Source organism: Pseudomonas sp. R3-41 (assembly GCF_054161485.1).
In genome coordinates, this window is the sequence record NZ_CP096421.1 from 14,615 (window position 1) to 39,802 (window position 25,188).

Below are 25,188 nucleotides of genomic sequence, written 5' to 3' on the forward strand. Positions count from 1 at the left end.
GTTATTGGTTTTGGCAGGGTTGTGGATAACGGGCCTTGCGCTCCAGATCGTCGAGGTCGATGTGGTTGCGCATGTATTGCTGGCTGGCGTCCACCAGCGGCTGGTGATCCCAGCTCTTGAGTTTGCCCAGGGTCAGCGCCTGGGCGACGAAACGGCGGCGGCGTTGACTGGCGAGTACCTGTTGGTGAATCGTCGGGATATCCCACTTGGCGCGGGCTTCGGTGAGAAAATCGGCGAATAGGGTTTGATGCTCCGCAGATTGGCTGAGATCTTCCAGTTCCTTGGGGTCATTGCGAACGTCGAACAGCAGGCACGGGTCATCTTCGCTGTAGATGAATTTCCACGGGCCACGACGAATCATCATCAGCGGGCTGATGGTGCCTTCGGCCATGTATTCACCGAAGACTTCATCATGGCCGCCCTGCCCTTGCAGGTGCGGCACCAGCGAACGGCCATCCAGCGGCAAGCCCGGTTCCAGCGTGCCGCCGGCCAGTGCCACCAGGGTCGGCAGCAAGTCGGCGGTGGACACGGCCGCGCCCACCCGGCCGCTGGCGAATTGCCCCGGTGCGCTGATCAGCAGCGGTACGCGAGCGGCCATTTCGAACCAGTGCATTTTGTACCAAAGGCCTTTTTCGCCGAGCATGTCCCCGTGATCGCCGGAGAACACGATAATCGTATCGTCCAGCAGACCGGTGTCTTCCAGGGTTTGCAGCAGCTTGCCGACGTTGCTGTCAATGTAGCTGCACGCACCGAAATAGGCGCGACGGGCGTCGCGAATCTTATCCACAGGCAGCGGCTTGTCCCACAGGTCGTAGACTTTCAGCAACCGCTGGGAATGTGGATCGAGGTCCGTTTGCGCCGGGGTCTGGGGCAATGGGATGTCGTTGTCGTCATACAAATCCCAGAAAGCCTTGGGAATTGTGTACGGGTCGTGTGGGTGGGTCATCGACACGGTCAGGCAGAACGGCTGGTCACCGTCCTCGCGAATGTGGTCGAACAGGTACTGCTGGGCCTTGAACACCACTTCTTCATCGAAATCCAATTGGTTGGTGCGCACGCAAGGCCCGGCCTGCAACACCGACGACATGTTGTGGTACCAACTGGGCCGCACGTCCGGCTCGTCCCAGTTCACCGCCCAACCGTAGTCGGCCGGGTAGATGTCGCTGGTCAGGCGCTCTTCGTAGCCGTGCAGTTGGTCGGGGCCACAAAAGTGCATCTTGCCGGATAACGCCGTGCGGTAGCCGAGGCGGCGCAGGTAATGGGCGTAGGTCGGCACATCTGCGGGAAAGTCCGCCGCGTTGTCGTACGCGCCGATCTTGCTCGGCAACTGGCCGCTCACCAGGGTAAACCGCGATGGCGCACACAGCGGGCTGTTGCAATAGGCGGCGTCGAACACCACGCCCTCGGCGGCCAGGCGCGACAGGTTCGGCAGCTTGATCGGTGAAGGACCGTAGAACGGCAACATTGGCGCGGCCATTTGATCGGCCATGATGAAAAGAATGTTCTTGCGCTTCATGTATTCGCGGCATTCCATAGTAGGCAGTTATGCGACATTGCTGCGATTGAGCATGTAGCCCCCGGGTTTTGGGGTAAAGCCCATGCAGGATAATGACTAGGATAAGCACAGTTTATGTATGACGCCCTGGGTAACCTGTCCCTGGAACTGTTCCGAGCCTTTGAAGCCGCGGCTCGCCAACAGAGCTTTACCGCGGCGGCGATTGAGCTGGGCACCACGCAACCGGCCATCAGCCAACAGATCAAGCGCCTGGAAGAGCAACTGGGTACGCGGTTGTTTGATCGCATCTACCGTGGCATCGAACTGACCGAGGCCGGGACGATCCTGTTCGAGCAGGTGCAGGCCGGTTTGCAGAGCATCGATGCCGGGCTCAGCGCCATCACCGCCCAGCACCAGCACGAGGTGCTGCAAGTCGCCACGGACTTCGCCTTCGCCGCCTATTGGCTGATGCCGCGCCTGCATCGCTTTCACGCCGCCAACCCGCAGGTGGACGTGAGCCTGGTGACCAGTGAACGCAATCACAACATGCTCCGCACCGATATCGACGTTGCCGTGCTGTTCGGCGACGGTCGCTTCAAACAGGGCGAAAGTCGCTGGCTGTTCAGCGAAGAAGTCTTTCCGGTGTGCAGCCCGCTGCTGCTCAAGGAGCGTCCCCTGCCCTTGCCCGCCCAGGCCTTGGCGGAATTTCCTTTGCTGCATTTGCGCGCGAGCAATAGCAACAGCTGGTTCGACTGGAGTGGTGTATTCCGCGAATTGGGCATCACCTCGCCGCCGGCGCCCGGGCAGTTGCGCTTCGACAACTACACGCTGCTCATCCAGGCGGCGATTGGCGGCCAAGGCGTCGCGATTGGCTGGCGTCACCTTGTGGATAACTTACTGGCCCAGGGCCTGTTGTGCCGTCCGATCGCGGAAACGGTGCTGTCGCGGCTGGGGTATTACGTGGTTTTGCCCCAGCGTAAACGGCGCGGTGTGTTGATCCGGCAATTCGTTGATTGGCTGATGGAAGAACAGGCTAACAGCGCCGAGTCGCTCACGGGATTGCCGTTGCCGTCGATTGCTGTTTGAGTACGTGGCCGTCTTTTTGGGGCCGCTACGCGGCCCAGCGGGAGCAAGCTCCCTCGCCACGGGATGTCCATCTCTAATTGGCGGGCACGAAGCTGACGTGCTCGCCCACGTGCAGGTTCAGGCGCAGCTCGTCGGCGATGCCGACCGCCACGCGGTTGAGCCGCTCCAAGGTTTCGGCCAGGCCAGGTTCCAGGCTGGTGCTGACCTGGCTGAAATGTTCGATGCCCAGGCCAGGCGCGGCGTAGGGCGCGTTGATCAGGGTCCACTGCAAGGCACTGCTCTTCAGGGCGTCGAGCATTTCTTCGGCGGCGTGGCGCTGCAAATCATCGTCGGCCTGTTCTTCGTCCAGCAGCGCAAAATCGCCCACCAGGAACAGCCGTGTAATGTTCACCGCCTGCATGCCGGCGATCAGGGCATCCACCGCCAAGACCTGCTCCACCGGGCCGGGAACCAGGGTGCGCTCCACCTGTTCGCTGTTCATCGGCAACCCTGGCGCGTTCAACAGGCACACCACGGCGCTGGCGCCGGCGACACTTTGCTTGACCCGCTCCGGGTCGAACAGATCGCCGGTCTTGGTCCGCAGGCCCGGGCGTGGGGCCAGGGCGGTGAGGTCATCGAGAATGGCGATGACCTCATGCTGGCGCCGTAGCAGTTCAGCCATCAACGCACTGCCGAGGCTGCTCATGGCACCATAGAGCACCACTTTGATGACCGGGGTTTCGGCGTTTTTCATGGCTGTTTTCCTCGTTGTCCCGCCTGTAAAGGCTCTGACCCGCGGCAAACGGCGAGGGTTCGGCCTCTTTTCAAGGAGAAACAGATGCAGCGGATCAAGGGCTACCACGCTCACGTGTATTTCGACGCCAATACCCTCGACCAGGCGCGGGCGCTGTGTGAGGAAGCGGCGCAGTTGTTCCCGCTGAAAATGGGCCGCGTCCATCAACGCCCGGTCGGCCCGCACCCGGACTGGAGTTGTCAGTTGGCCTTCGATCCGCAGTACATCGGCGTGGTCCTGCCGTGGCTGGCCCTGAATCGCAAGGGGCTGGTGATTTTCCTGCACCCGGAAACCGGCGATGACCTGGCCGATCACACCGACCATGCGATCTGGATGGGCGCGGTGCGGCCGTTGAATCTTTCAGCCTTCAAAGCAAAAACCTGACTGCTTTTGTGGCGAGGGAGCTTGCTCCCGCTCGGTTGCGCAGCGGCCGCAAAATCCTGGGGCCGCTGCGCAGCCCAGCGGGAGCAAGCTCCCTCGCCACAAAAGCACAGCAGCACAGCAGCACAGCAGCACAGCAGCACAGCAGCACAGCAGCACACAACAACACCGCAACACGGCTCGCTTGGCCAGTCATCAACCATTGCAGCGGCGAAAGGCTGCTGAAAGCTTGCGCGATTAGGATCGCCTCACCTACCGGCAACAGACCGGTGGCCTACAACGAGTCTTTCTGATGCTCGTTCGGCCTTTTTAACAACAACAATGGTGATTCTGATGTCCGCTGCTACCCGTCCCGCTGCACCCACTCCATCCGTCCGCCCCGTGCTTTGCATCCTGCGCTGACCTGTCCGGTTCGCCTTCCATAGCCGCGCCACGCCTGGAGTATTTCCCATGCTGACTTTCCTTGGCTTCGCCATGGTCATCACGTTCATGTTCCTGATCATGACCAAGCGCCTGTCCGCGCTGATCGCCCTGATCGTCATCCCGATCCTGTTCGCCCTGTTCGGTGGCTTCGCGCCGAAGATCGGCCCGATGATGCTCGAAGGCATCACCAAGCTCGCCCCGACCGGGGTGATGCTGATGTTCGCGATTCTGTATTTTGCCCTGATGATCGACTCCGGCCTGTTCGACCCGGCCGTGCGCAAGATCCTCAAGCTGGTCAAGGGCGACCCGTTGAAAGTCTCGGTCGGTACCGCCGTTCTGGCGCTCGTCGTTTCCCTTGATGGTGACGGCGCGACCACTTACATGATCTGCGTGGCCGCGATGCTGCCGCTCTACAGCCGCATCGGCATGAGCCCGCGCATCATGGCTGGCCTGATCATTCTCGCCGGCGGCGTGATGAACATGACCCCGTGGGGCGGTCCAACCGCCCGGGCGGCCAGTGCGCTGCATGTGGACCCGTCCGACATCTTCGTGCCGATGATCCCGGCGATGCTGGCCGGTGTCGTGGCGATCCTGGCGATTTCCTACATGTACGGCAAGCGCGAACGTGCGCGCCTGGGTGAATTGCACCTGGCGGGCGATGAGATCGACCACAGCGAAATCAGCGTGTCCCAGTTCCCGGACGCCCGCCGTCCGAAGCTGATCTGGTTCAACGGCGCGCTGACCCTGGCCCTGATGTGCACCCTGATCGCTGGCCTGTTGCCATTGCCGGTGCTGTTCATGGTGGCCTTCAGCATCGCGATGATCGTCAACTACCCGTGCCTGCAACAGCAGAAAGACCGCGTCGCGGCGCACGCCGGCAGTGTACTGGCGGTGGTCGGGCTGATTTTTGCGGCAGGGATTTTCACCGGCATCCTGTCCGGCACCGGCATGGTCGACGCCATGTCCAAGAGCCTGCTGGCGGTGATTCCGGAATTCCTCGGTCCTTACCTGGCGGTCATCACCGCACTGGTGAGCATGCCGTTCACGTTCTTCATGTCCAACGATGCATTTTATTACGGGGTGTTACCGGTTTTGGCCGAAGCCGCCAGTCATTACGGCATCACCGCCGTAGAAATGGCCCGTGCCTCCATCGTTGGCCAGCCCGTGCATCTGCTGAGTCCGCTGGTTCCGTCGACTTATCTGCTGGTGGCCCTGGCGGGAATCGAGTTCGGCGATCACCAACGCTTCACCTTGAAGTGGGCAGTACTGGTTTGCCTGTGCATAATGTTCGCCGCCTTGCTGATGGGGATTTTTCCGCTGTTCAGCACTCTATAAAAGCAACGCCCGCTGCGTCGCCCCTCTCGGGTAACCGAAGGCGCGGCGCGGCCTAACACTCGCTCAAAGGAACTCACATGGAATGGCTGACCAACCCGGAAATCTGGGTTGCCTTCTTTACCCTGACCGCCCTGGAAATCGTCCTGGGCATCGATAACATCATCATGATCTCGATCCTGGTCAGCCGCATGCCCAAGCACATGCAGGCGCGCACCCGGATTTTCGGTCTGGCACTGGCCATGATCACGCGGATCCTGTTGCTGCTGTCCATCACCTGGGTCATGCGCCTGACGGCCGATTTGTTCGAAGTGTTCGGCCAGGGCATCTCCGGTCGTGACCTGATCCTGTTCTTCGGCGGCCTGTTCCTGCTGTGGAAAAGCTCCCAGGAGATGTACCACGCGCTGGAAGGCGAAGATGAAAGCAGCGACGCGCCTTCGGGCAAGGGCGGCAACTTCATCTACACCATCATCCAGATCGCGATCATCGACATCGTGTTCTCCCTGGATTCGGTCATCACCGCGGTCGGCATGGTTTCCCATGTGCCGGTCATGGTCGCGGCAATCATCGTCGCCGTACTGGTGATGATGCTGGCCTCGGGCACCATCAGCACGTTCATCGACAAGCACCCGTCGCTGAAGATGCTGGCGCTGTCGTTCCTGCTGGTGGTCGGTACCGTGCTGATCGCCGAGTCGTTCGACGTGCACGTGCCAAAAGGCTACGTCTACTTCGCCATGGCGTTCTCCCTGGCGGTGGAAGCAGTCAACATCAAGATGCGCACCGCGATGGCGCGCAAGCGCAAGCAACAGGATCCGGTGAAACTGCGCAAGGACATGCCGGGTCAGTAAGGTAGAGGGCAGTGAATGAAAGGGGCTCTTGGAGCCCCTTTTTCATGCCTGCGGGTAAGTGGCCAGGTCATTAAGCTGGAATGCATCCCCCTGTGGGAGCGGGCTTGCTCGCGAAGGCGGTGGATCAGATAGCACCGATGCGACTGACCTACCGCTTTCGCGAGCAAGCCCGCTCCCACAGGATCTTTGTCGTTCTGGACGACCTGTTTTCATGACAGTTTTGTTTCAATCGATTCTTTAGCTGTGCAATGCTGGCGCCCGTACCGTTCGCCAACTACAGCTTAAGTACAAGAACGAAGAATGTCGCATCACTCATTTGTTCCTTTGGGACGCTAACAGGGGGCCTCTCATGCTGACCCTGCTCAATTTGCTCTCCGCCGTGGCCCTGCTGATCTGGGGCACGCATATCGTGCGTACCGGCATCCTGCGGGTCTATGGCTCGAACCTGCGCCACGTCATCAGCCAGAACATGTCCCGGCGCTGGCTGGCGTTCATCGCCGGCATCATGGTCACGGCCATGGTCCAGAGCAGCAACGCCACGGCCATGCTCGTTACCTCGTTCGTCGGCCAGGGCTTGATGGCGCTGACCCCGGCCCTGGCGACCATGCTCGGCGCCGATGTCGGCACCGCGTTGATGGCACGGGTGCTGACCCTCGACCTGTCGTGGCTGTCGCCGCTGCTGATTTTCCTCGGGGTGATTTTTTTCCTCTCGCGCAAACAGACGCGCGTCGGGCAAATGGGCCGGGTCAGCATCGGCCTGGGCCTGATCATCCTCGCCTTGCAGTTAATCGTCGAAGCCGCGGCGCCCATCACCCACGCCCAAGGCGTGAAAGTGATCTTCGCCTCACTGACCGGCGACATCCTGCTCGATGCGTTGGTCGGCGCGCTGTTCGCGATGGTCTCCTATTCCAGCCTCGCTGCCGTGCTGCTGACCGCGACACTGGCCGGCGCCGCGGTGATCAGCCTGCCGGTGGCCATCGGCCTGGTGATCGGCGCCAACATCGGCAGCGGCATCCTGGCGTTCCTCAGTACCAGCATGCAGAACACCGCCGGACGCCAGGTGGCGCTGGGCAGCCTGCTGTACAAACTGATCGGGCTGGTGCTGATCATTCCGGTGCTCGATCCGCTGGTGGGCTGGCTCGATAGCCTGGATTTCAGCCCCCAGGAAACCGTGATCGGCTTCCATCTGCTCTACAACGCCGTGCGGTGCCTAGTGTTGCTGCCCAGCGTCGGCCCGATGGCCAAGCTTTGTGCCTGGCTGCTGCCGGAGCGGCCCGAGACCAACGGCACGGCCAAGCCCCGCCACCTGGACGCCACCGCCCTCGCCACCCCGAGCCTGGCCCTGGCGAACGCGGCCCGGGAAACCTTGCGCATCGGCGACCTGATCGAAAACATGCTCGAAGCCATGCTGGACGTGCTGCGCGGAGCGCAAACGGCGGTGACCCAGGACGTCCGGCGCATGAGCGATGACGTCGAAGCGCTGTGCAGTGCCATCAAGTTGTACATGGCGCAAATGCCCCGTGAGGACCTCAGCGAACAGGACAGCCGCCGCTGGGCGGAGATCATCGAACTGGCGATCAACCTCAAGCTGGCCAGCGACCTCATCGAGCGCATGTTGCGCAAGGTCCAGCAGCAGAAAACCTCGCAACGTCGTTCCTTTTCCGAGGTCGGCCTGGAGGAATTGGCGGGGCTGCACAGCCACTTGATCGCCAACCTGCGATTGGGCCTGTCGGTATTCCTCAGCGCCGACCGGGAAAGCGCCCGGCAGTTGCTGCGTGAGAAACGTCGCTTTCGAGCGCAGGAGCGGCGCATGGCCCACGCCCATGTCAGCCGTTTGCAACGCAAAGTCGTACAAAGCATGGAGACCAGTTCCCTGCACCTGGAGCTGATCGCTGACATGCGACGCCTCAATTCGCTGTTTTGCGGCAGTGCCTACGTGGTGCTAGAGACGTCCGAGATCGGCGCGCTGGCGGCCGATGAAACTAGCGACATTACCCATTCGCCGTGAACGACTGGCGCATTGATCAGTCAGTAACAATGTCAGTGAAAAACGTCAGTCAAAAACAATGGCTCGGGCCTGAAACCGTTCACCGGCCCGCCTGCTCCCGTTGTCATGAACACCGCATAGATTCAATAGGGGGAGCGAGCCGACTCCGGGCGACACTCCGCCGTTGACGGCCTGCCCGACACCATGGACCTCCACCCAGCCGCCAGGAAGCCTTTATGCGTTGTCTGTTGCTCGCCGTTCTTTTGCTCGGTTCACTGCCCGTGGTCGCCCTGGACCGGTTCCAGGTCGAAGGCTACATGCTGCCCAACGGCCTGCAACTGCTGCTCAAGCCCGGCCCCGAGCGCGGGCACGTGGCGATCCGGCTGGTGGTGGGCGTGGGCCTGGACGACTTCAGTTGCGCCGACAAGGAACTGCCGCACCTGCTCGAACACCTGCTGTTCAGCGGCGTCGACGAAAGCGGCGAAGGCGGCCTGGAAGAGCGCATGCAAGCCTTGGGTGGCGAGTGGAACGCGTTCACCAGCAACGCCGACACCACGTTCGTCATCGAGGCCCCGGCACGCAATCAACGTAAGGTCCTGGACCTGCTGCTGGCGCTGTTGACCCGCACCCGCATCGATGAAAAAGCCCTGGAAGCGGCCAAGCGGGTGGTGGAGCGCGAAGACGGCGGCCACTACACCCACTTGCAACGCTGGCTCGATCGCCAAGACCTGGGCCACAAGGCCAGCAATCAGTTGGCGGTTGAGTTGGGCCTGCGCTGCGCGGAACGGCCCGAGGTCCAGCGCCATACCCTCGCCCGCCTCGAACAAGTGCGAAAGGACTGGTATGCGCCGAACAACATGACGCTGATCATGGTCGGCGATCTCGACCGACTGCTGCCGGCCTACCTGGAACGCGCCTTTGGCGAGCTCGAACCGGTGGAGCCCAGCGTCCACGAGGCGCTGCCGCAGATCCGCTACAAGGCGGTCACCAAGCGCAATCTGATCCGTGGCCTGGTCGGCGACAGCGCCAAGCTGCATTGGCTGTTCCCCGAGCCGGTGTTGGACGAGCAACATGACGAGACGTTTGACCTGCTCAAGGATTACCTGGATTGGGCGCTCTATCGCCAATTGCGCCTGGACCGCAGCCTGTCCTACGGGCCGTGGACCGAGCGCGAAGTGTTCGGCGGCGTTGGCTTCTTCAGCCTGAACGCCGACCTGTCCCGCGAGGACCTGCCCGAAGCCGAACAAGCCCTCGAAGAACTGCGCAAGACCTTGCTCAAGGATGGCCTTGACCCGGCCAGTTTCGTGCGCATCAAACGCGCGGCCATCGCCCATCAGTCCTGGGCGGTTCAAGGCAACAGCGCACTGGCCGATTACTATTGGAGCGCCCTGGGTGACTACGAAGACGGCCGCTTCGCCAACCCGGCGGTCCGCCTGCAGGGGGTGAGCCTGGAACAGGCCAACGCGGCCCTGCGCGAACTGCTCAAGGACCCGGGGTATTTGCGCATCGAGAAGCCGTTGCTCAGCGATGATGAGCTTGTCTGGGGGCTGGCTGGTTTGCTGGGGTTGCTGCTGGTGGGGATTGGGTGGCGATGGAGTCGCAGGGCGCGACCGACGTCTGATTGAGCGAGCTTGCTCGCGATGACCCTCGCTCAGGAGCACTCAAATCCCGTGGCGAGGGAGCTTGCTCCCGCTCGGCTGCGCAGCAGTCGCAACCCCGGGCAATGCGGTCTGTCTGAAGAAATGCAGGGGCCTGCTTCGCAGGCCAGCGGGAGCAAGCTCCCTCGCCACAAAAGATAGCCACGGTAGGCGTCGCGCTCCTCGCCTTGTCATCGTCCTGGCGATACTCTGTCAGGGATATTTCCTACGACTTACTGTGAAACCACTGAATGCAAAACCTGACGGTCTATCTCCAGCGCATCCTTGAATTGATGAAGCGCTATCCAGGGGTCATTGCGCTCGGCGGTTTCATCTCCGGGGTCGGCAGTTTCATGCTGGTGGACCGCCAGCAGGGCCTGGCGACCTGGATTGCCATCATGATGCTGGTGAGTTGGCTCTGGCTGATGGTGGAGAACAGCATGACCCGGCTGTTCACGCGGATTTTCAAACGGGAAATCCCCCAGCCGCTGTTGCGCTATGCCACGCAGATGATTCACCAGGAAAGCCTGTTTTTTGTCCTGCCGTTCTTCTTTATCACCACCACCTGGAACAGCAGCCAGCTGCTTTTCACCGGGCTGCTGACCATCGCGGCGTTGATTTCGATCACCGATCCGCTGTACTACAAATGGCTGGCGCCCCGGCGCTGGGCGTTCCTGGCGCTGCACACGCTGACGCTGTTCGCCGCCCTGCTCACCGCGTTGCCGGTGATCCTGCACCTGACCACCGACCAGAGCTTCAAGCTGGCGCTGGGCACTGCCATGTTGCTGTCGTTTCCCAGCCTGGCCTCGATCTTCCCGATCCGCACCGTGCGCAACGCCCTGGCGATCCTCTGCATCACCGTGGGGATTGGGGCCGCTGGGTGGATGCTGCGCTCCTGGGTGCCACCGGCCACGCTGTGGATGACCGAAGTGGCCATCAGCACCCAACTGGAGGACCGCACGCCGGGCGCCAGCCTCAAGCAGGTCAGCGCGGCGCAGATCCGCGGCAATGGCCTGTACGCCTACACGGCCATCAATGCGCCGCGAGGGCTCGACGAGCGGATTTATCACGTCTGGCAGTTCAACGGCAAAGAAGTCGACCGCATCGCCCTGGACATCCATGGCGGGCGCAAGGAAGGCTATCGCGCCTGGACCCACAAGCAGAACTTCCCGGAAAATTCGACCGGCAAATGGCAAGTGCGAGTGCTCACGGAAAACGGCCAGATGATCGGCGTGCTGCGTTTCGAGGTGACGGACTGAAGGTCCTTCGGACCTTATCGCGAGCAAGCTCGCTCCCACGGGGATTCGCGGTGACCTGTGGGAGCCGAGCTTGCTCGCGATGGCAGCGCCTGGGTCTATCCGCTACACCGAGGTGTTTGCATCGCGGGCAAGCCTTGTTCCCACAAGCTCAGCTTCCACAGTGGTTCTGAGGTGTAGCCAATATTTATGTCCGGCTCTGGACCCTGTGGGAGCCGGGCTTGCTCGCGATGACGGCGGCACATCCAGCAGCGCTGTCAGCTGAATCACCGCTATCGCGAGCAAACTCATTCCCGCCGCTTAGCCAAAGAACCAGTAGCACACACCAATCGCCGCCACGACTCCGGCGAACTCCGCCAGCAACGCGCAGCCCACGGCATGACGCGCCCGCTGGATGCCCACGGCACCGAAATACACTGCCAGCACGTAGAACGTGGTCTCGGTGCTGCCCTGGATGGTCGCGGCCACCAGGGCCGGGAAGCTGTCCACGCCGGAGGTCTTCATGGTCTCGATCAACATGGCCCGGGCGGCGCTGCCAGAGAACGGCTTGACCATGGCAGTCGGCAAGGCATCGACGAACCGCGTGTCCAGGCCGGCCCACTGCACCAGGTGACGGATACCGTCCAAGCCGAAATCCAGCGCGCCCGAGGCCCGCAGCACGCCGACGGCGCAGAGCATGGCCACCAGGTACGGCAGCAGGCTCTTGGCAACGTCGAACCCTTCTTTGGCGCCTTCGACAAAGGCTTCATACACCTTGACCTTGCGCAGTGAGCCCACCACCAGGAACAAGATGATCAGGCCGAACAGCGTCAGGTTGCCGAGGATCGATGACAACCCCGCCAGCGCCGTGGCCGAGAGCGTCGCCAACAGCGCCATGAAACCACCCAGCACCAGCGCACCCGGAATCAGGTAAGCCAGCACCACCGGGTCCCACAGGCGCAGGCGTTGCATGAACGCCACGGACAGCAGCCCCATCAGGGTCGAGGCGCTGGTGGCGAGCAGGATCGGCAGGAACACCAGGGTCGGATCCGGCGCGCCTTGCTGGGCGCGGTACATGAAGATGGTCACCGGCAGCAGGGTCAGCGACGAGGCATTGAGCACCAGGAACAGGATTTGCGCGTTGCTGGCGATGGTCGGGCTGGGGTTGAGGTCTTGCAGGACGCGCATGGCCTTGAGGCCGATGGGGGTGGCCGCGTTGTCCAGCCCCAGGCCGTTGGCGGCGAAGTTGAGGGTGATCAGGCCGATCGCCGGATGGCCGGCAGGCACTTCCGGCATCAAGCGCAAGAACAGCGGGCCGAGGGCCTTGGCCAGCCAGTCGACGATCCCGGCCTTTTCGGCGATGCGCAGGAAGCCCAGCCACAGGGTCAAGGTACCGAACAGCAGGACCATCACCTCCACCGACAGCTTGGCCATGGCGAAGATGCTTTCCACCATGGCCGCGAAGATCCCGGCGTTGCCGCCAATCAGCCACTGCGCCAGCGCCGACACGGCTGCCACGATAAAGAAGCCAAGCCACAGGCCATTGAGCATCGGTTAAGTCCCTCGGAAGATGCCGCGAATGATAGCGGGGCTGACAGAAACGACAAACCCCGGATTGCTCCGGGGTTTGGTTGGCACTGCACTGGGATCACAAAGAGCTTGTGGGGGGCATCCCTGTGAGAAGCACCTGTGGGAGCCGAGCTTGCTCGCGATGGCGGCGGATCAGTCAATATTGATGTTGGCTGACACACCGCAATCGCGAGCAAGCTCGGCTCCCACAGTGACCGGGGTTGTTCAGGCACTTTGCTGCTGGCCCAACCTCCCTCAGCGATTAGCGGCTGGAAGTTTCCCCCGCCGGCAGTGGCTCCTTGCTGCGCCAGTGCGGCAGGGAGTTCCAGTAGCGCTGCCCCTTGGCATCGTCGTACATGCCTTCCCAACGCGCGATGACCAACACCGCCAGGGCGTTGCCAATAACGTTCAGCGCAGTACGGGCCATGTCCATGATGCGGTCGACACCAGCGATGAAGGCCAGGCCTTCCAGCGGAATACCCACGCTGCCCAAGGTGGCCAGCAGCACCACGAACGACACGCCCGGCACGCCGGCAATGCCCTTGGACGTGACCATCAGCGTCAGCACCAGCAGCAATTGCTGGCTGATGGACAGGTCGATGCCGTACAGCTGGGCGATGAAAATCGCCGCGATGCTCTGGTACAGGGTCGAGCCATCAAGGTTGAACGAATAACCGGTCGGCACCACGAAGCTGCAGATGGCTTTCGGCGCACCGTAGGCTTCCATCTTCTCGATCACGCGCGGCAGCACGGTTTCGGAACTGGCGGTGGAGTAGGCCAGCACCAGCTCATCCTTGAAGATGCGCATCAGCTTGAGCACCGAGAAGCCGAACAGGCGGGCGATCAGGCCCAGCACGACGAAGGCGAAGAAGGCGATGGCGACGTAAACCAGGATCACCAGTTTCGCCAACGGCAGCAGGGAGGCGAAGCCGAAGTTGGCGACTGTCACCGCGATCAGGGCAAACACACCGATCGGGGCGTACTGCATGATCATGTGGGTGACTTTGAACATGCTTTCCGACACGCCCTGGAACATTTTCACCAGCGGCTCGCGCAAGTCCGATTGCAGGCTGGACAGGCCCAGGCCGAACAAGACGGAGAAGAAAATGATCGGCAGCATCTCGCCACGGGCGACGGCGGCAAAGATGTTCGACGGGATCAGGTTGAGGATGGTCTCGATGAACGCATGTTCATGCTGGACTTCCGCCGCCGTGGCCTGGTACTTGGAAATATCCACCGTACCCAGGGTGCTCATGTCGATGCCACTGCCCGGCTGGAAGAAGTTGGCCAACAGCAGGCCGACGACGATGGCGATGGTGGTGACGATTTCGAAGTAAAGGATGGTCTTGAGACCGATACGCCCGAGCTTCTTGGCATCACCCACTCCGGCGATGCCGACGATCAGCGAGGAAATCACGATCGGGATCACGATCATCTTGATCAGACGGATAAAGATATCGCCCGCCGGTTGCAGCACGTTGCTGATCCACCAGGCCTTCTCGGCACTGAAATGGTTGAGCAGCGCGCCCAATGCAATCCCTAGCACCAGACCGATGAGGATCTGCCAGGCGAGGCTTAGTCGTGCCTTCTTCATATCGTTACCCTTACTTCAGTTGGACTCGGACAGGGGCGCGAATGGCTCGTCGATGACGAAAAACATTCGCGCCCCTGCCCCCGTATAAGGTCACCCCGAGCACGCGCGAGCGGCTTACTGGCAGGCGAAAAAAGGCGCAACTATTGCGATGCCAGGGGGGATCGTCTAATGCCGTAAACGCCTACCCCATGCCGAATCGGCATGAGATTTTCCAAACGAAACCCGCCTAACAAGCGGTTCGAATGCGCCATTTATGCAGGCATAAGTGCCGTGGAGCGGCCATTTCAGCGTAGCTGGGCTGATTCAGCCTGGGTTGGTAAACCGATGAAATGGCAACGCATCGAAGCGCAGCCCACGAGACAATTTATCTCGGCATTCTCCGATATACGGTCAGGGAAAGGGCAATAAATTGGCGGGAGGAGACAAAATGCCGCATCGCGGCCGGCGTATGACGCCAGAAGAACCCAATCGCTCTGGCTCACGCATTGTGCGACACGAAGCTCTACGCAAGTTCGCCAAGCCATGCGGGCTTTGCGAACTTGCGTCGCAGCTTTTACCTGACCCGGCCCTTTCGCAGGCACCCCTTGTGCCCGTAGGTCACTCCGACGCTCATCCGTCAGAACGTCCCGGCCCCCTGGTCATGCACCGGCCCTCCTCGGGCTGTGCAGCAGGGAAAAGCAGGGCTGCTTTTCCCGTTTTCAGAATCAGTACCAGTTCGGATCTTTCTTGAGTTGTTCCATCAACAGTTCTTGCATACCTTCATTGGGATTACCGAGGAAACGGTAATCGGCATGACGGGTTGGGGACTTGTCGGCGGGCAGTCCGGCAGGGACTTCCACCAACATGGCATAGGCCTCGTCCTTGTCGAAACTGAAGGCAACGATCAGACGCTTGTTGCGGCACGTCGCCTGGGCTTCACAGAGCGGCCCCACCAAGTACTTGTCGCCGTCTTCCTCGACAGCATTCATCTGTTCCGAATCGCCTGTCAGGTTCATCACCCATTCCGGCAGGCGTTCTTCTTTTTTCACGACGTGCTGCCAAGTCTCGCGGTATTGCGGGTCCGCCTGCAGCACTTGGTTGACGCGCATCTGTCCGTCATTGGCAGCCATTGCCATGGCACTGCCGCCCAGCAACAGGGCGGCGGCCAGTCCTTTGAATGAAACGCTCATGGTCAGCCTCGGCCACGACGGCCAAAGAAGAAGGAAGCAATGAACATCACCAGGAACACGACAAAGAGAATCTTGGCGATGCCCGTGGCGGTGCCTGCGATACCACCGAAGCCCAGTACGGCGGCGATGATGGCAATGATCAGGAAGGTAATTGCCCAGCTCAACATGGTGATTCTCCTTACGCTTTTCTATTTAGTGAGGGTCTGGCGGTGATGGTTCCGGCGCAGTGGACGACCGGTACATCGGGTTAAAACACCCAGCGCTCTTCACGCGGCATGTCGGTCATTGGCTGAACCTGATCGACATCCATCATGCGCATGGCAGAGGAAGCGTCCTTGAGGTTGCTGACGGCGCTGAAGTGGGTTTGTGGGGCGCGATGAATCGAAACTTGCGGCGCTTCTGGTTGCTGACGCTCCTGCCAGAGCAACCATTGCTGGCCAATCACGAGCGTGACCAACAGGGCCAGGGCTGCCCACAAGCCCTGCTGGAGGTGCAGAGAAGAGAGTCGAAATTGGGCGGCGCTTTTAAATTGGGCGGCACTTTGACGATTCATCCTGAAATTCCTCCCCACCCGGGTGTGGTGTCTGGTTGAGGCGCTTATACGCCAACGTTGACCAGAGCATTGCAGCCGCCGTGCCAGGATTTTGTTCAGATAAATCTCTTTAAAATCAATATGTTGTGGAATCACCACAAAACTCAGGGAACGCATCCTGCACGATGGCCCGCGCGCCTGTCGTGCGTATTGCACGAGTGGAAAAAGAAAACGCGTCAGGTTGTTTTGGAACTGCCTGTCAGACGCAACCGTCGGAATCAGCGATACGAACCGTCCGACCCGTAGGAAGCAGAAAAAAAGGAACTCAAATCAGGCTTTTAGGAGTCAGACATCCACAGAGGCACGCTCGGTGGGTAATATCCCCTCAGAATCGACCATGCAACTTGCCCGATTTTTCTGACACTAACCAACATCATTCAATAAAGGAGCGTAGGAAAAATGGAATCCGCCACTGAGCACCAAGGCCGCATTCTGCTGGTAGACGACGAGTCCGCCATCCTGCGTACGTTCCGTTACTGCCTGGAAGACGAAGGCTATACCGTCGCCACGGCCAACAGCGCTGCCCAAGCCGACGCACTGCTGCAACGCCAGGTGTTCGACCTGTGTTTTCTCGACCTGCGCCTGGGGGAAGACAACGGCTTGGATGTCCTGGCACAAATGCGTATCCAAGCCCCGTGGATGCGAGTGGTGATCGTCACCGCCCACTCGGCCGTCGACACCGCGGTCGATGCCATCCAGGCTGGCGCCGCCGATTACCTGGTCAAGCCTTGCAGCCCGGATCAGCTGCGCCTGGCCACCGCCAAGCAACTGGAAGTGCGCCAACTGTCGGCAAGGCTCGAAGCCTTGGAAGGCGAGGTGCGCAAACCCAAGGACGGCCTCGACTCCCACAGTCCGGCGATGAAAGTCGTGCTGGAGACCGCGCGCCAGGTGGCCAGCACCGACGCCAACATCCTGATCCTCGGCGAATCCGGCACCGGTAAAGGCGAGCTGGCTCGAGCGATCCACGGTTGGAGCAAGCGCGCGAAGAAATCCTGCGTCACCATCAATTGCCCGTCACTGACCGCCGAATTGATGGAAAGCGAGTTGTTTGGCCATAGCCGAGGGGCGTTCACCGGCGCCAGCGAAAGTACCTTGGGCCGGGTCAACCAGGCCGACGGCGGTACACTGTTTCTCGACGAGATCGGCGATTTTCCACTGACTTTGCAACCAAAGTTGTTGCGTTTTATCCAAGACAAGGAATATGAGCGGGTAGGGGACCCGGTCACCCGCCGCGCCGATGTGCGAATTCTCGCCGCCACCAACCTCAACCTCGAAGACATGGTGCGCGACGGGCGTTTTCGCGAAGACCTGCTGTATCGCCTGAACGTCATCACCCTTCACCTGCCGCCGCTGCGTGAGCGCGCCGAAGACATCCTGACCCTGGCCGATCGCTTCCTGGCCCGCTTCGTCAAGGAATACGCGCGCCCGGCCCGGGGCTTCAGCGACGAGGCGCGGGAAGCGCTGCTAGGCTATCGCTGGCCCGGCAACATCCGCGAACTGCGCAACGTGGTCGAGCGCGCCAGCATCATCTGCCCACAGGAAAAAGTCGAAATCAGTCACTTGGGCATGGCCGAGCAGCCTGTCAACAATGCGCCGCGCATCGGTGCCGCTTTGAGCCTCGATGAATTGGAAAAGGCCCACATCGGTGCGGTGCTGGCCACGGCCGATACCCTCGACCAGGCGGCCAAGACCCTGGGTATCGATGCTTCCACGCTGTATCGCAAACGCAAGCAGTACAACCTGTGAGCGACACCTTATGAAACTGGCGATGAAGCTGCGCACGCGACTGTTTCTCAGCATTTCGGCGCTGATCACCGTGGCCTTGCTGGGGCTGGTGCTTGGCTTGGTCAGCGTGATGCAGATGGCCAACACCCAGGAACAATCGGTACGCGACAACTTCATCCTGCTGGACCTGGGCCTCAAGCTGCGCCAGACCCTGGGCGATCAGTTGATGATCATGCTCGACGACAAGCCCAACCTGGCTGCGCTGGAGGCGTCCAAGCAGCAATACCTGGCGTTGATCGACGAGGGGATTGCCCACGAACGAAAACTGGACGATGCAGCGGTCAGCTTCAGCCGGGCCAAGGCCGACTATGTCGAGTTTCTCGAGGCTTTCACCGCGTCTCGCCAGCAGGCGAGCCAGCTCACCGGTATCAAGGCGCTCACCGAGAAATTCAACGTGCTGCGTAACGGGTTGATCGAGGGTTATCGCGAGGCCTTGACCAACATCAGTGAAACCCAGGACCGCGCCCGGAAACGTGCGATGTGGATTTCCGGGCTGCTGGGCCTGGTGGGGCTGGCGGTGCTGGTCATCGGCTTTATTACGGCCCACGGCATTGCCCGGCGTTTCGGCGCGCCGATCGAGGCGCTGGCCGCGGCGGCGGATGACATCGGCCAGGGCAATTTCGAGGTCACGCTGCCCATTTCTTCCGCCGCCGAGTTGAATCTGCTGACCCGTCGTTTCGGGGTCATGGCCCAGGCACTGCGCGAACACCAAGCCACCAATGTCGATGAACTGCTCGCCGGCCAGCAACGTTTGCAAGCCGTGCTCGACAGCATCGACGACGGCTTGCTGATGATCGACCGCCAAGGCCGGTTGGAACACCTCAACCCGGTGGCCCAGCGCCAATTGGGCTGGGATGAGGCGCGCCTGGGCCAAGGGCTGGGCGAGGCCTTGGGACGCTTGGAACTGGATGAAGAATTGCACCTGGTATTGCGCGGTGGAACCCTGGAGCGCGCACCGGAAGACCTGAGCATCGAGGTCGACGGCGAATCGCGGGTGCTGACCTACAGCCTCACGCCGGTCAGTCATACCCAGGGCCACATCCTCGGCGCGGTCATGGTGCTGCATGACGTCACCGAACAGCGCGCCTTCGAACGGGTGCGCAGCGAGTTCGTCCTGCGTGCCTCCCACGAGCTGCGAACGCCGGTGACGGGCATGCACATGGCATTCGGCCTGTTGCAGGAACGCCTGCACTTCCCGCCGGAGTCCCGCGAGGCGGACCTGCTTAACACCGTCACGGAAGAAATGCAGCGGCTGATGCAACTGATCAATGACCTGCTGAATTTCTCTCGCTACCAGAACGGCCTGCAAAAGCTGACCCTGGCGCCTTGCTCCATCGACGACCTGCTGGAGGACGCCCGGTTGCGGTTCGCCGAACAGGCCCACGCCAAGGGTATCGAGCTGCTCGTGGCCATCCAGGGTCCGTTGCCACGGTTGCACGCCGACGCCGGGCAGCTGGATCGCGTGCTCGACAACCTGATCGACAACGCCATGCGCCACACCGGCGAAGACGGCCAGATCCGCTTGCAGGCCCGACGCCATGGCGAGCGGGTGATCATCAGCGTCGAAGACAACGGTGAAGGCATTGCCTACGGCCAACAGGGACGGATCTTCGAGCCTTTCGTCCAGGTCGGACGCAAGAAGGGTGGCGCCGGTCTCGGCCTGGCCCTGTGCAAGGAGATCGTCCAGCTCCACGGCGGACGCATGGGCGTGTATTCAAGGCCGGGGCAGGGCACGCAGTTCTACATGGCGCTGACGGTCTGACTCACGGCTTAGGCTTCATCATCAAGGCGACGTCCGCGCAGGCGTCGGCCGCGGGTAATCAACTCAATGAGCTGCACCGCGCTAAGAGCATGGGCGAACAGCCAGCCCTGGCCGAACCTCACCCCTTCGCTGCTCAAATAGGAGGCCTGGGCTTCATGCTCGATGCCTTCGGCGATCACTTTGAGTTCCAGGGCGTGGGCCATGCGAATGATATGCGGGGCCACGCCGCTGCTGGCGGCATCGTGGCCCAAGGCGTCGATGAAAGCCTTGTCGATTTTCAGGCAATCCACCGGCAGGGTCTGCAAGTAGGCCAGGCTGCAATAACCGGTGCCAAAATCGTCGATCAATACCTGGTGCCCGACATCACGCAGCGATTGCAGGTTATCCCGGGCGACCAATACATCGATCAGCCCGCGCTCGGTCACTTCGAAGGCAATCTGGTTCGCCGAGACCCGATGTAGGGCTAACAGGCGCGCGATGACTTCGCCTATACGCGGCACCATTACATCGCAGGCCGCCAGGTTCACCGAGATATACAGCTGCGGATTGGCCCGCAACAGCTGGCCCAATTGGTCGAACAGCCGCTGCAGCACGAAATCGGTGATCTGGCGGATCTGCCCGGTGTTCTCGGCCATCGGGATAAACAAGTCCGGGCTGGTCAGGGTGCCGTCCGGTCGTCGCCAGCGCAGCAAGGCTTCGGCGCCGACGCAGTTGCGGCTGTCGAGGTCGAAAATCGGCTGGTACAACACCTGTAGTTCACCGCGCCGAATGGCCCCGTGCAGTTCGGCATCCATGGACTGGCGGTGGCGTGCCAGGAGATACACCTGGAAACCAATCCCCAGGCCCAGCACCAGGCTGATGGGCAACATCCACCAAGCATAGGGCGGAACCTTGAAACCGTTGCGCTGGGCAATCAGCACTAGCTGATATTCCGGGCTGTCGGTGGGCATCCGATAGATCAGCCGGGTCTGCGTTACCTGCAAGGCATTTTGGCTTTTCGGTGGCCAAGGCTCCGCGGGCGGCCAGCGTTGTTGGGTGCCCAACACGGGAATGGCCCGCTCGCCATGATCCAGGACCACTAGAAGACTGCTGCCGGGTGGCAGGTCGACCACGTCGGCCAAATGTCCACGGGAGGTCGCGACGCGGAAATTGCCGCGCCCTAGCATCAACGCCGCGCGGTCTTCATTGGGTTCGGTGGTGGTATTGAGCCAATAACTGTAGGTCGGGCCCCGGAGGTCGGGCGGGCGGGTCACCGACAATCCACTCGGGCGCGGGCGATTGGTACAAACGCCGCTGCCATCGATGTACACCGCTTCATAAACGAAACGGTAGTTGAAGCTGACCTCGCGCAAGGTTGCGATCATGTCATCGTCGCAGCCGCGCAAGGGCTGGTTTTGCAGGTCGTCGAGGCTTTCACGCAGTTGCCCGAAGAGCTGTTCCAGCCGGAGCAGGAAGCGCTCGCCCTGGGCATTCATCTGGTCGCTTTCACGCTGCTGGATCTGCTGCACCACCACGAACAGACTGCCCGCCAGCAGCAGGACGGTACTCAGGGCAGCCGCTATCATCGCCAGGAAAAGGGGGCGATGGAGCCAGCTCTGTAGGTTTTCGCGGGCAGCCGTCATCATCGGTAATCCGAAAGTTACCAATGAGTTATAGCCTCTGATTTGGATTTGGCCCGATTCGTCGGACGGGCGTCATTATTTTGTCTGGTTGAGCACCTGCAGAATCGCCGCGCTTTGCGCGTCCGGTGTGCCGTCGAAGCGGGTCGGACGGTAGTGCATCTGGAAGGCGGCCAGCACCTGTTGGGTGGCCACGTCCCATTCGCCGGTCTGGGGCGTTGGGTAGCCCAGGCGGGCCAGTTCGGCCTGGAACCAACTGGCGGACGGTAGCTGCGCGGCGAAGAGTACCTGCTGGCGCGCGACTGCCTGCTCGTCCGGCCATACTCCCAAGCCCGCCTGCGCCAGGCGCTTCCATGGAAACAGCGGGCCTGGATCGAGCTTGCGCAGGGGCGCGATGTCGCTGTGGCCGATGATGCTGCGCGGGTTGAGCCCGTTGCGCTTCAGGATGTCCTTGAGCAACACGGTCAGCGCCTGGACCTGGACTTCGCTGTAGGGATACCAGAGACGCCCGGTGGGCGTGTCGATGAAACCCGGATTGACGATTTCGATGCCAATGGAACTGGAATTGAGCCAGGTCCGACCTTCCCATTCACTTTCCCCGGCGTGCCAGGCACGTCGGCTTTCATCCACCAACTTGTAGATGGTTGCGTCCTTATCGTCGCCAATCAGGTAATGGGCACTGACTTCGCCGTGGGTCAGCAGGGCCAGGGAACGTTCCAGGGAAGCCGAGGTGTAATGCACCACCACGAATTGGATGCGGTTGTCATGATTGACGGAAGGGTGACTGGTGTCGAACCGCGGGCCGCTGGTGCAGCCGGCCAGGACAATTAAAGCAACGATGAGCGAAAGAAATTTCATGGCGGAAGGCATTACGCGCTGGAAGTAATGCAACAGTGTAACGTATCGCCCCGCGATGATCCGGTGCGCGGGACGATAATAAACAAATTGGAACAATTAGCCCTCAGCCCAACTCCACGCGGTTGCGCCCGGCATTTTTCGCCCGGTAGAGCGCCTGATCGGCTCTTTTAAGCACTGAATCGCTGTGTTCGCCCGGCTTGAAGGCCGTCATGCCCACCGATACCGTCACGGTCACCGGCTCGCCCTTGAAATGGAATGGGCAAGCTTCGATGGCCAGGCGCAGCGCCTCGGCCAGCTTGGCGCCAGCGGCGAGGGGCGTATCCGGCACCAGCAGGACAAACTCTTCGCCACCGAAACGCGCGATGAAATCGCTGCCACGCAGACGCTTGCGCAGGACTGAAGCGATCAGTTTCAACACCCGGTCGCCGGCCAGATGGCCGTAGTTGTCATTGATGCGCTTGAAATGATCGAGGTCGAGCATGGCCAGCAGCAAGCTGTTGCCGTGTTGCTGCCACTGGCCAACTTCATGTTCCAGCCGCTCGGACCAGGCAGCACGGTTGGGCAACCCGGTGAGCGGATCGACCAGCGCTTTTTGCCGTTGCTCTTCGAGATTTTCCCGCACGACCTGGGCATCCTGCTCCATCAGTGCGACACGATCGGCCAGGCTTTTCAGGCGCGTCGAGACTTCCTGCTCGCGCTGATCCCGTTGTTGACGGTGTTGGTCCATCGTGCCGAGCAAGCCTTCAAGATGATTCTCCAGCACCTGCTTGAGGCCTTCCAGGTCATCGGCTTGTTGCACGCTGCTTTGCAGCCCGTCCACCTGTTCGCGAATCTGGGTGTCCATTTGCCGGGAGGCCGACAGGTTGTCGGCGTGGTCTTCACTGGCGGCTTGCAGGCTGCTCTGGAAGGACTCCAGCCGATCATTGAGGCGCTGCAAGTACGCTTCGAACTCATGCTGGCCAGTGTCGGTGATGGCCAGCATCAATACCGCCAGATCATCGAGGATCGGTAGCAGTTCGTACCAATTCAGCCCATTTCGCAGCCGCTCACGCATGGCTTCGGCTTGTGGGCGATGGCGTTCGGGCAAGGTCAGGTCGCCCAACAGGCCCAACAAGGTGTCTTCAATGTGTTTGGCGACCGAGCTGTAGGACGGCTCCGGCGAGTCGGGCAGGGCGTACTGGGCGTCTACGATATCGGCTGCGGCCAGGGGGGCGTCGGGCTCGACTTCTGTTGGCGGCGACGAGGAGGCGGGAAGGGCCTGAGGCTCCTCCTCGGGCATCAGTTCGTCGGGATTCTCCGGGCTGGACGCTGCTACCGGGAGCTCGTGGGCGACCGGTGTTTGCGACGGGGCGGGCTCGGTTGCTTCGTCCGGCTCGCTGGTTGGCTGAATCACTTCGGCGACGGGTATCGGAGTGGGCGTCGGCGCGACTTGGGTCTGCGGCGCAACCGGGCCGACCGGTTCGGGCGTCGCCTCGGCTGCTTGCTCCGCGACCAATGGCTGCGGTGCAGGCCCTGGTGCGACGGAGGCTGCATCATCTGCCGGCTCAACGGCTACCGGCAGAGTCGTTTCTGACGCAGGCGCCACGCTGGCCTGGGCAGGCTCGTGGGGCTGCGGCGTCGCTTCCTCATGGCCTTGGCCGCCAAACAGCCGTTGCAGCAGGCCGGGTCGATTCGGTTCGACAGGGGCGTCCAAGGCGCTCAGGGCCTTGCCTTGCAAACCGCTCAGTTCGCTGAGCAGCAGCGGAATCTCCCGGGCCTGGCCGGCTCGGTCCTCCAGTTGCTTGGCAAACTTCTTCAGCGGCCGGCTGACTTCTTTGGGCAACGGCAGCCTCTGCAACTGGGCGACCAGGGCCGTCAACGCAGCGCTCGTCTGCTCGACCCGGGTTTCGCGGCGTTGCTCGGAATCGAGTACGGCTTTCTCCAGGCGCGGCAGCAGGGCAGCGAGGCCGGCATCCATGTCATCGGTGCGCACTACCTCGCGCATCTCTTTCATGCATTGATCGACAGCCCGGTCAGTGCCCTCGGCGGCCAGGGTGCTGCGCACCAGGCCACGACGCAGCAAGTCGAGCCGAGCATCCCAGCGGCGCTCGAGCTTTTCCTGCTGTTCGATGCTCTTGAGGTATTTCTCTCTCCAGCGTTCGGCGTCGTCGCTCATTCATTCGGATCCGCGAGGGCAGTACTCAGCGCAGGGAATGCATCGGCCGTGAGCGAACCCGGCAAACGAATTTCTACCGCGACCGGCAGGTGATCGGAAATGGGTTGGGCCAGCACCTCGACGCGTTCGAGGGTCAGGGTCGGGCTCAATAGAATATGGTCCAGGCAGCGCTGGGGGCGCCAGCTGGGGAATGTTGCTTCCAGTTGCGGGGCGAGCAAGCCGAGATCGCGCAAGGGCGAGGTCTGCAGCAAGTCGGTGGCGTGAGTGTTCATGTCGCCCATCAGGATCTGATGTTTGTAGCCGCCGATCAGCTCGCGAATGTAGGCCAGTTGCATTGTCCGGGTACGCGCCCCGAGGGCCAGGTGCATCATGACCACGATCAGCGCCTCCGGACCTTCGCCGAAACGCGCCAGGATCGCCCCGCGCCCCTTGGGGCCCGGCAGCGGATGATCTTCAATTGCCCACGGGCGCAGGCGACTCAACACGCCATTGCTGTGCTGGCCGAGGCGTCCGAGGTTGCGATTGAGTTGCTGGTACCAGTAGGGAAAAGCGCCCAGTTGGGCCAGGTGTTCCACCTGATTGACGTAGCCTGACCTCAAGCTCCCGCCGTCGGCCTCTTGCAGCGCCACCAGATCGAAGTCCTTGAGCAGGTCGCCGATTTTCTGCAGGTTGCCGGCACGCCCGGTGTGCGGCAGCAAATGTTGCCAGCCGCGGGTCAGGTAATGCCGGTAGCGCTCGGTGCTGATGCCCACCTGGATATTGAAGCTGAGCAGCCGCAAGCGGCTGTCGCCAGGCAGGCCCGTGGACGTGACATGATGCTCGTTGACCCGTGGTTCATGTAGGCCAACTATGCGTTCGGTACTCCAGCGGGCCATGGGCGTGGGCCGCG

At 61.6% G+C, this 25,188-nt stretch carries 20 protein-coding genes; 9 read left to right on the forward strand and 11 right to left on the reverse strand.

Annotation, left to right across the window (positions count from 1 at the left end; translation table 11 throughout):
* Position 1: 1 nt before the first annotated feature.
* Positions 2 to 1,516: a choline-sulfatase gene (gene betC, locus M1D99_RS00075; RefSeq protein ID WP_458131223.1), complete on the reverse strand. Its 1,515-nt coding sequence runs from the start codon at positions 1,514 to 1,516 to the stop codon at positions 2 to 4.
* A gap of 114 nt (positions 1,517 to 1,630) precedes the next feature.
* Here betC and M1D99_RS00080 point away from each other — a divergent pair, with 114 nt between their 5' ends.
* Positions 1,631 to 2,581, forward strand: coding sequence for a choline sulfate utilization transcriptional regulator (locus M1D99_RS00080; protein ID WP_186728495.1), 951 nt, complete (start codon positions 1,631 to 1,633; stop codon positions 2,579 to 2,581).
* 73 nt (positions 2,582 to 2,654) lie between these two features.
* On the opposite strand, the gene M1D99_RS00085 is transcribed toward M1D99_RS00080, so the two are convergent.
* Positions 2,655 to 3,314 carry an NAD(P)-dependent oxidoreductase gene (locus tag M1D99_RS00085; RefSeq protein WP_186728494.1) on the reverse strand — a complete coding sequence of 220 codons (660 nt, stop codon included), beginning with the start codon at positions 3,312 to 3,314 and terminating at the stop codon, positions 2,655 to 2,657.
* An 84-nt stretch (positions 3,315 to 3,398) separates the two neighbouring features.
* Between M1D99_RS00085 and M1D99_RS00090 the strand changes: the two genes are divergently transcribed.
* From M1D99_RS00090 to M1D99_RS00115, 6 genes are all read left to right on the forward strand, one after another.
* Entirely contained in the window at positions 3,399 to 3,737 is a 339-nt protein-coding gene (locus M1D99_RS00090) for a DOPA 4,5-dioxygenase family protein (RefSeq protein ID WP_186706413.1), read from the forward strand.
* Between the two features lie 447 nt (positions 3,738 to 4,184).
* The gene (locus M1D99_RS00095; RefSeq protein WP_458131224.1) at positions 4,185 to 5,492 is read left to right on the forward strand and encodes a CitMHS family transporter; all 1,308 of its coding nucleotides are present in this window, start codon (positions 4,185 to 4,187) and stop codon (positions 5,490 to 5,492) included.
* 77 nt (positions 5,493 to 5,569) lie between these two features.
* On the forward strand, positions 5,570 to 6,337 hold the full coding sequence (locus tag M1D99_RS00100) for a TerC family protein (RefSeq protein WP_186706414.1): 768 nt from the start codon (positions 5,570 to 5,572) through the stop codon (positions 6,335 to 6,337).
* 349 nt (positions 6,338 to 6,686) lie between these two features.
* Entirely contained in the window at positions 6,687 to 8,345 is a 1,659-nt protein-coding gene (locus tag M1D99_RS00105; RefSeq protein WP_458131225.1) for a Na/Pi cotransporter family protein, read from the forward strand.
* Between the two features lie 215 nt (positions 8,346 to 8,560).
* The gene (locus tag M1D99_RS00110; RefSeq protein ID WP_458131226.1) at positions 8,561 to 9,949 is read left to right on the forward strand and encodes a M16 family metallopeptidase; all 1,389 of its coding nucleotides are present in this window, start codon (positions 8,561 to 8,563) and stop codon (positions 9,947 to 9,949) included.
* Between the two features lie 263 nt (positions 9,950 to 10,212).
* Positions 10,213 to 11,220, forward strand: coding sequence for a DUF5924 family protein (locus tag M1D99_RS00115; RefSeq protein WP_186706417.1), 1,008 nt, complete (start codon positions 10,213 to 10,215; stop codon positions 11,218 to 11,220).
* 297 nt (positions 11,221 to 11,517) lie between these two features.
* On the opposite strand, the gene M1D99_RS00120 is transcribed toward M1D99_RS00115, so the two are convergent.
* From M1D99_RS00120 to M1D99_RS00140, 5 genes are all read right to left on the reverse strand, one after another.
* The gene (locus M1D99_RS00120) at positions 11,518 to 12,747 is read right to left on the reverse strand and encodes a nucleoside recognition domain-containing protein (RefSeq protein ID WP_458131227.1); all 1,230 of its coding nucleotides are present in this window, start codon (positions 12,745 to 12,747) and stop codon (positions 11,518 to 11,520) included.
* Between the two features lie 280 nt (positions 12,748 to 13,027).
* Entirely contained in the window at positions 13,028 to 14,359 is a 1,332-nt protein-coding gene (gltP, locus tag M1D99_RS00125) for a glutamate/aspartate:proton symporter GltP (protein ID WP_434573328.1), read from the reverse strand.
* A 704-nt stretch (positions 14,360 to 15,063) separates the two neighbouring features.
* The gene (locus M1D99_RS00130) at positions 15,064 to 15,528 is read right to left on the reverse strand and encodes an inhibitor of vertebrate lysozyme family protein (protein ID WP_186728490.1); all 465 of its coding nucleotides are present in this window, start codon (positions 15,526 to 15,528) and stop codon (positions 15,064 to 15,066) included.
* A 2-nt stretch (positions 15,529 to 15,530) separates the two neighbouring features.
* Positions 15,531 to 15,695, reverse strand: a complete 165-nt coding sequence (locus tag M1D99_RS00135) for a DUF1328 domain-containing protein (RefSeq protein WP_003177151.1) — start codon at positions 15,693 to 15,695, stop codon at positions 15,531 to 15,533.
* Between the two features lie 80 nt (positions 15,696 to 15,775).
* On the reverse strand, positions 15,776 to 16,081 hold the full coding sequence (locus tag M1D99_RS00140; protein WP_186706421.1) for a hypothetical protein: 306 nt from the start codon (positions 16,079 to 16,081) through the stop codon (positions 15,776 to 15,778).
* Between the two features lie 438 nt (positions 16,082 to 16,519).
* Between M1D99_RS00140 and algB the strand changes: the two genes are divergently transcribed.
* Together algB and M1D99_RS00150 are read left to right on the forward strand one after the other, a co-directional pair.
* Positions 16,520 to 17,866, forward strand: a complete 1,347-nt coding sequence (gene algB, locus M1D99_RS00145) for a sigma-54-dependent response regulator transcription factor AlgB (protein ID WP_003177149.1) — start codon at positions 16,520 to 16,522, stop codon at positions 17,864 to 17,866.
* A gap of 10 nt (positions 17,867 to 17,876) precedes the next feature.
* Positions 17,877 to 19,667 (forward strand): ATP-binding protein, encoded by a 1,791-nt coding sequence (locus M1D99_RS00150; RefSeq protein WP_186706422.1) that lies wholly within the window; start codon positions 17,877 to 17,879, stop codon positions 19,665 to 19,667.
* A gap of 8 nt (positions 19,668 to 19,675) precedes the next feature.
* Here M1D99_RS00150 and M1D99_RS00155 read toward each other — a convergent pair whose 3' ends face one another.
* The 4 genes from M1D99_RS00155 to M1D99_RS00170 all read right to left on the reverse strand — a co-directional run bounded on the left by M1D99_RS00155 (position 19,676) and on the right by M1D99_RS00170 (position 25,174).
* Positions 19,676 to 21,289: an EAL domain-containing protein gene (locus M1D99_RS00155; protein WP_434576653.1), complete on the reverse strand. Its 1,614-nt coding sequence runs from the start codon at positions 21,287 to 21,289 to the stop codon at positions 19,676 to 19,678.
* A 75-nt stretch (positions 21,290 to 21,364) separates the two neighbouring features.
* Positions 21,365 to 22,144, reverse strand: coding sequence for an N-acetylmuramoyl-L-alanine amidase (locus M1D99_RS00160; RefSeq protein ID WP_434573331.1), 780 nt, complete (start codon positions 22,142 to 22,144; stop codon positions 21,365 to 21,367).
* Positions 22,145 to 22,247: 103 nt separating this feature from the next.
* Positions 22,248 to 24,299, reverse strand: coding sequence for a diguanylate cyclase (locus M1D99_RS00165; protein ID WP_458131228.1), 2,052 nt, complete (start codon positions 24,297 to 24,299; stop codon positions 22,248 to 22,250).
* A complete protein-coding gene (locus M1D99_RS00170) occupies positions 24,296 to 25,174 on the reverse strand; it encodes an endonuclease/exonuclease/phosphatase family protein (RefSeq protein WP_186706426.1) in 879 nt (292 codons plus the stop codon). The genes M1D99_RS00165 and M1D99_RS00170 overlap by 4 nt, the downstream gene beginning before the upstream one ends.
* Positions 25,175 to 25,188: the final 14 nt, after the last annotated feature.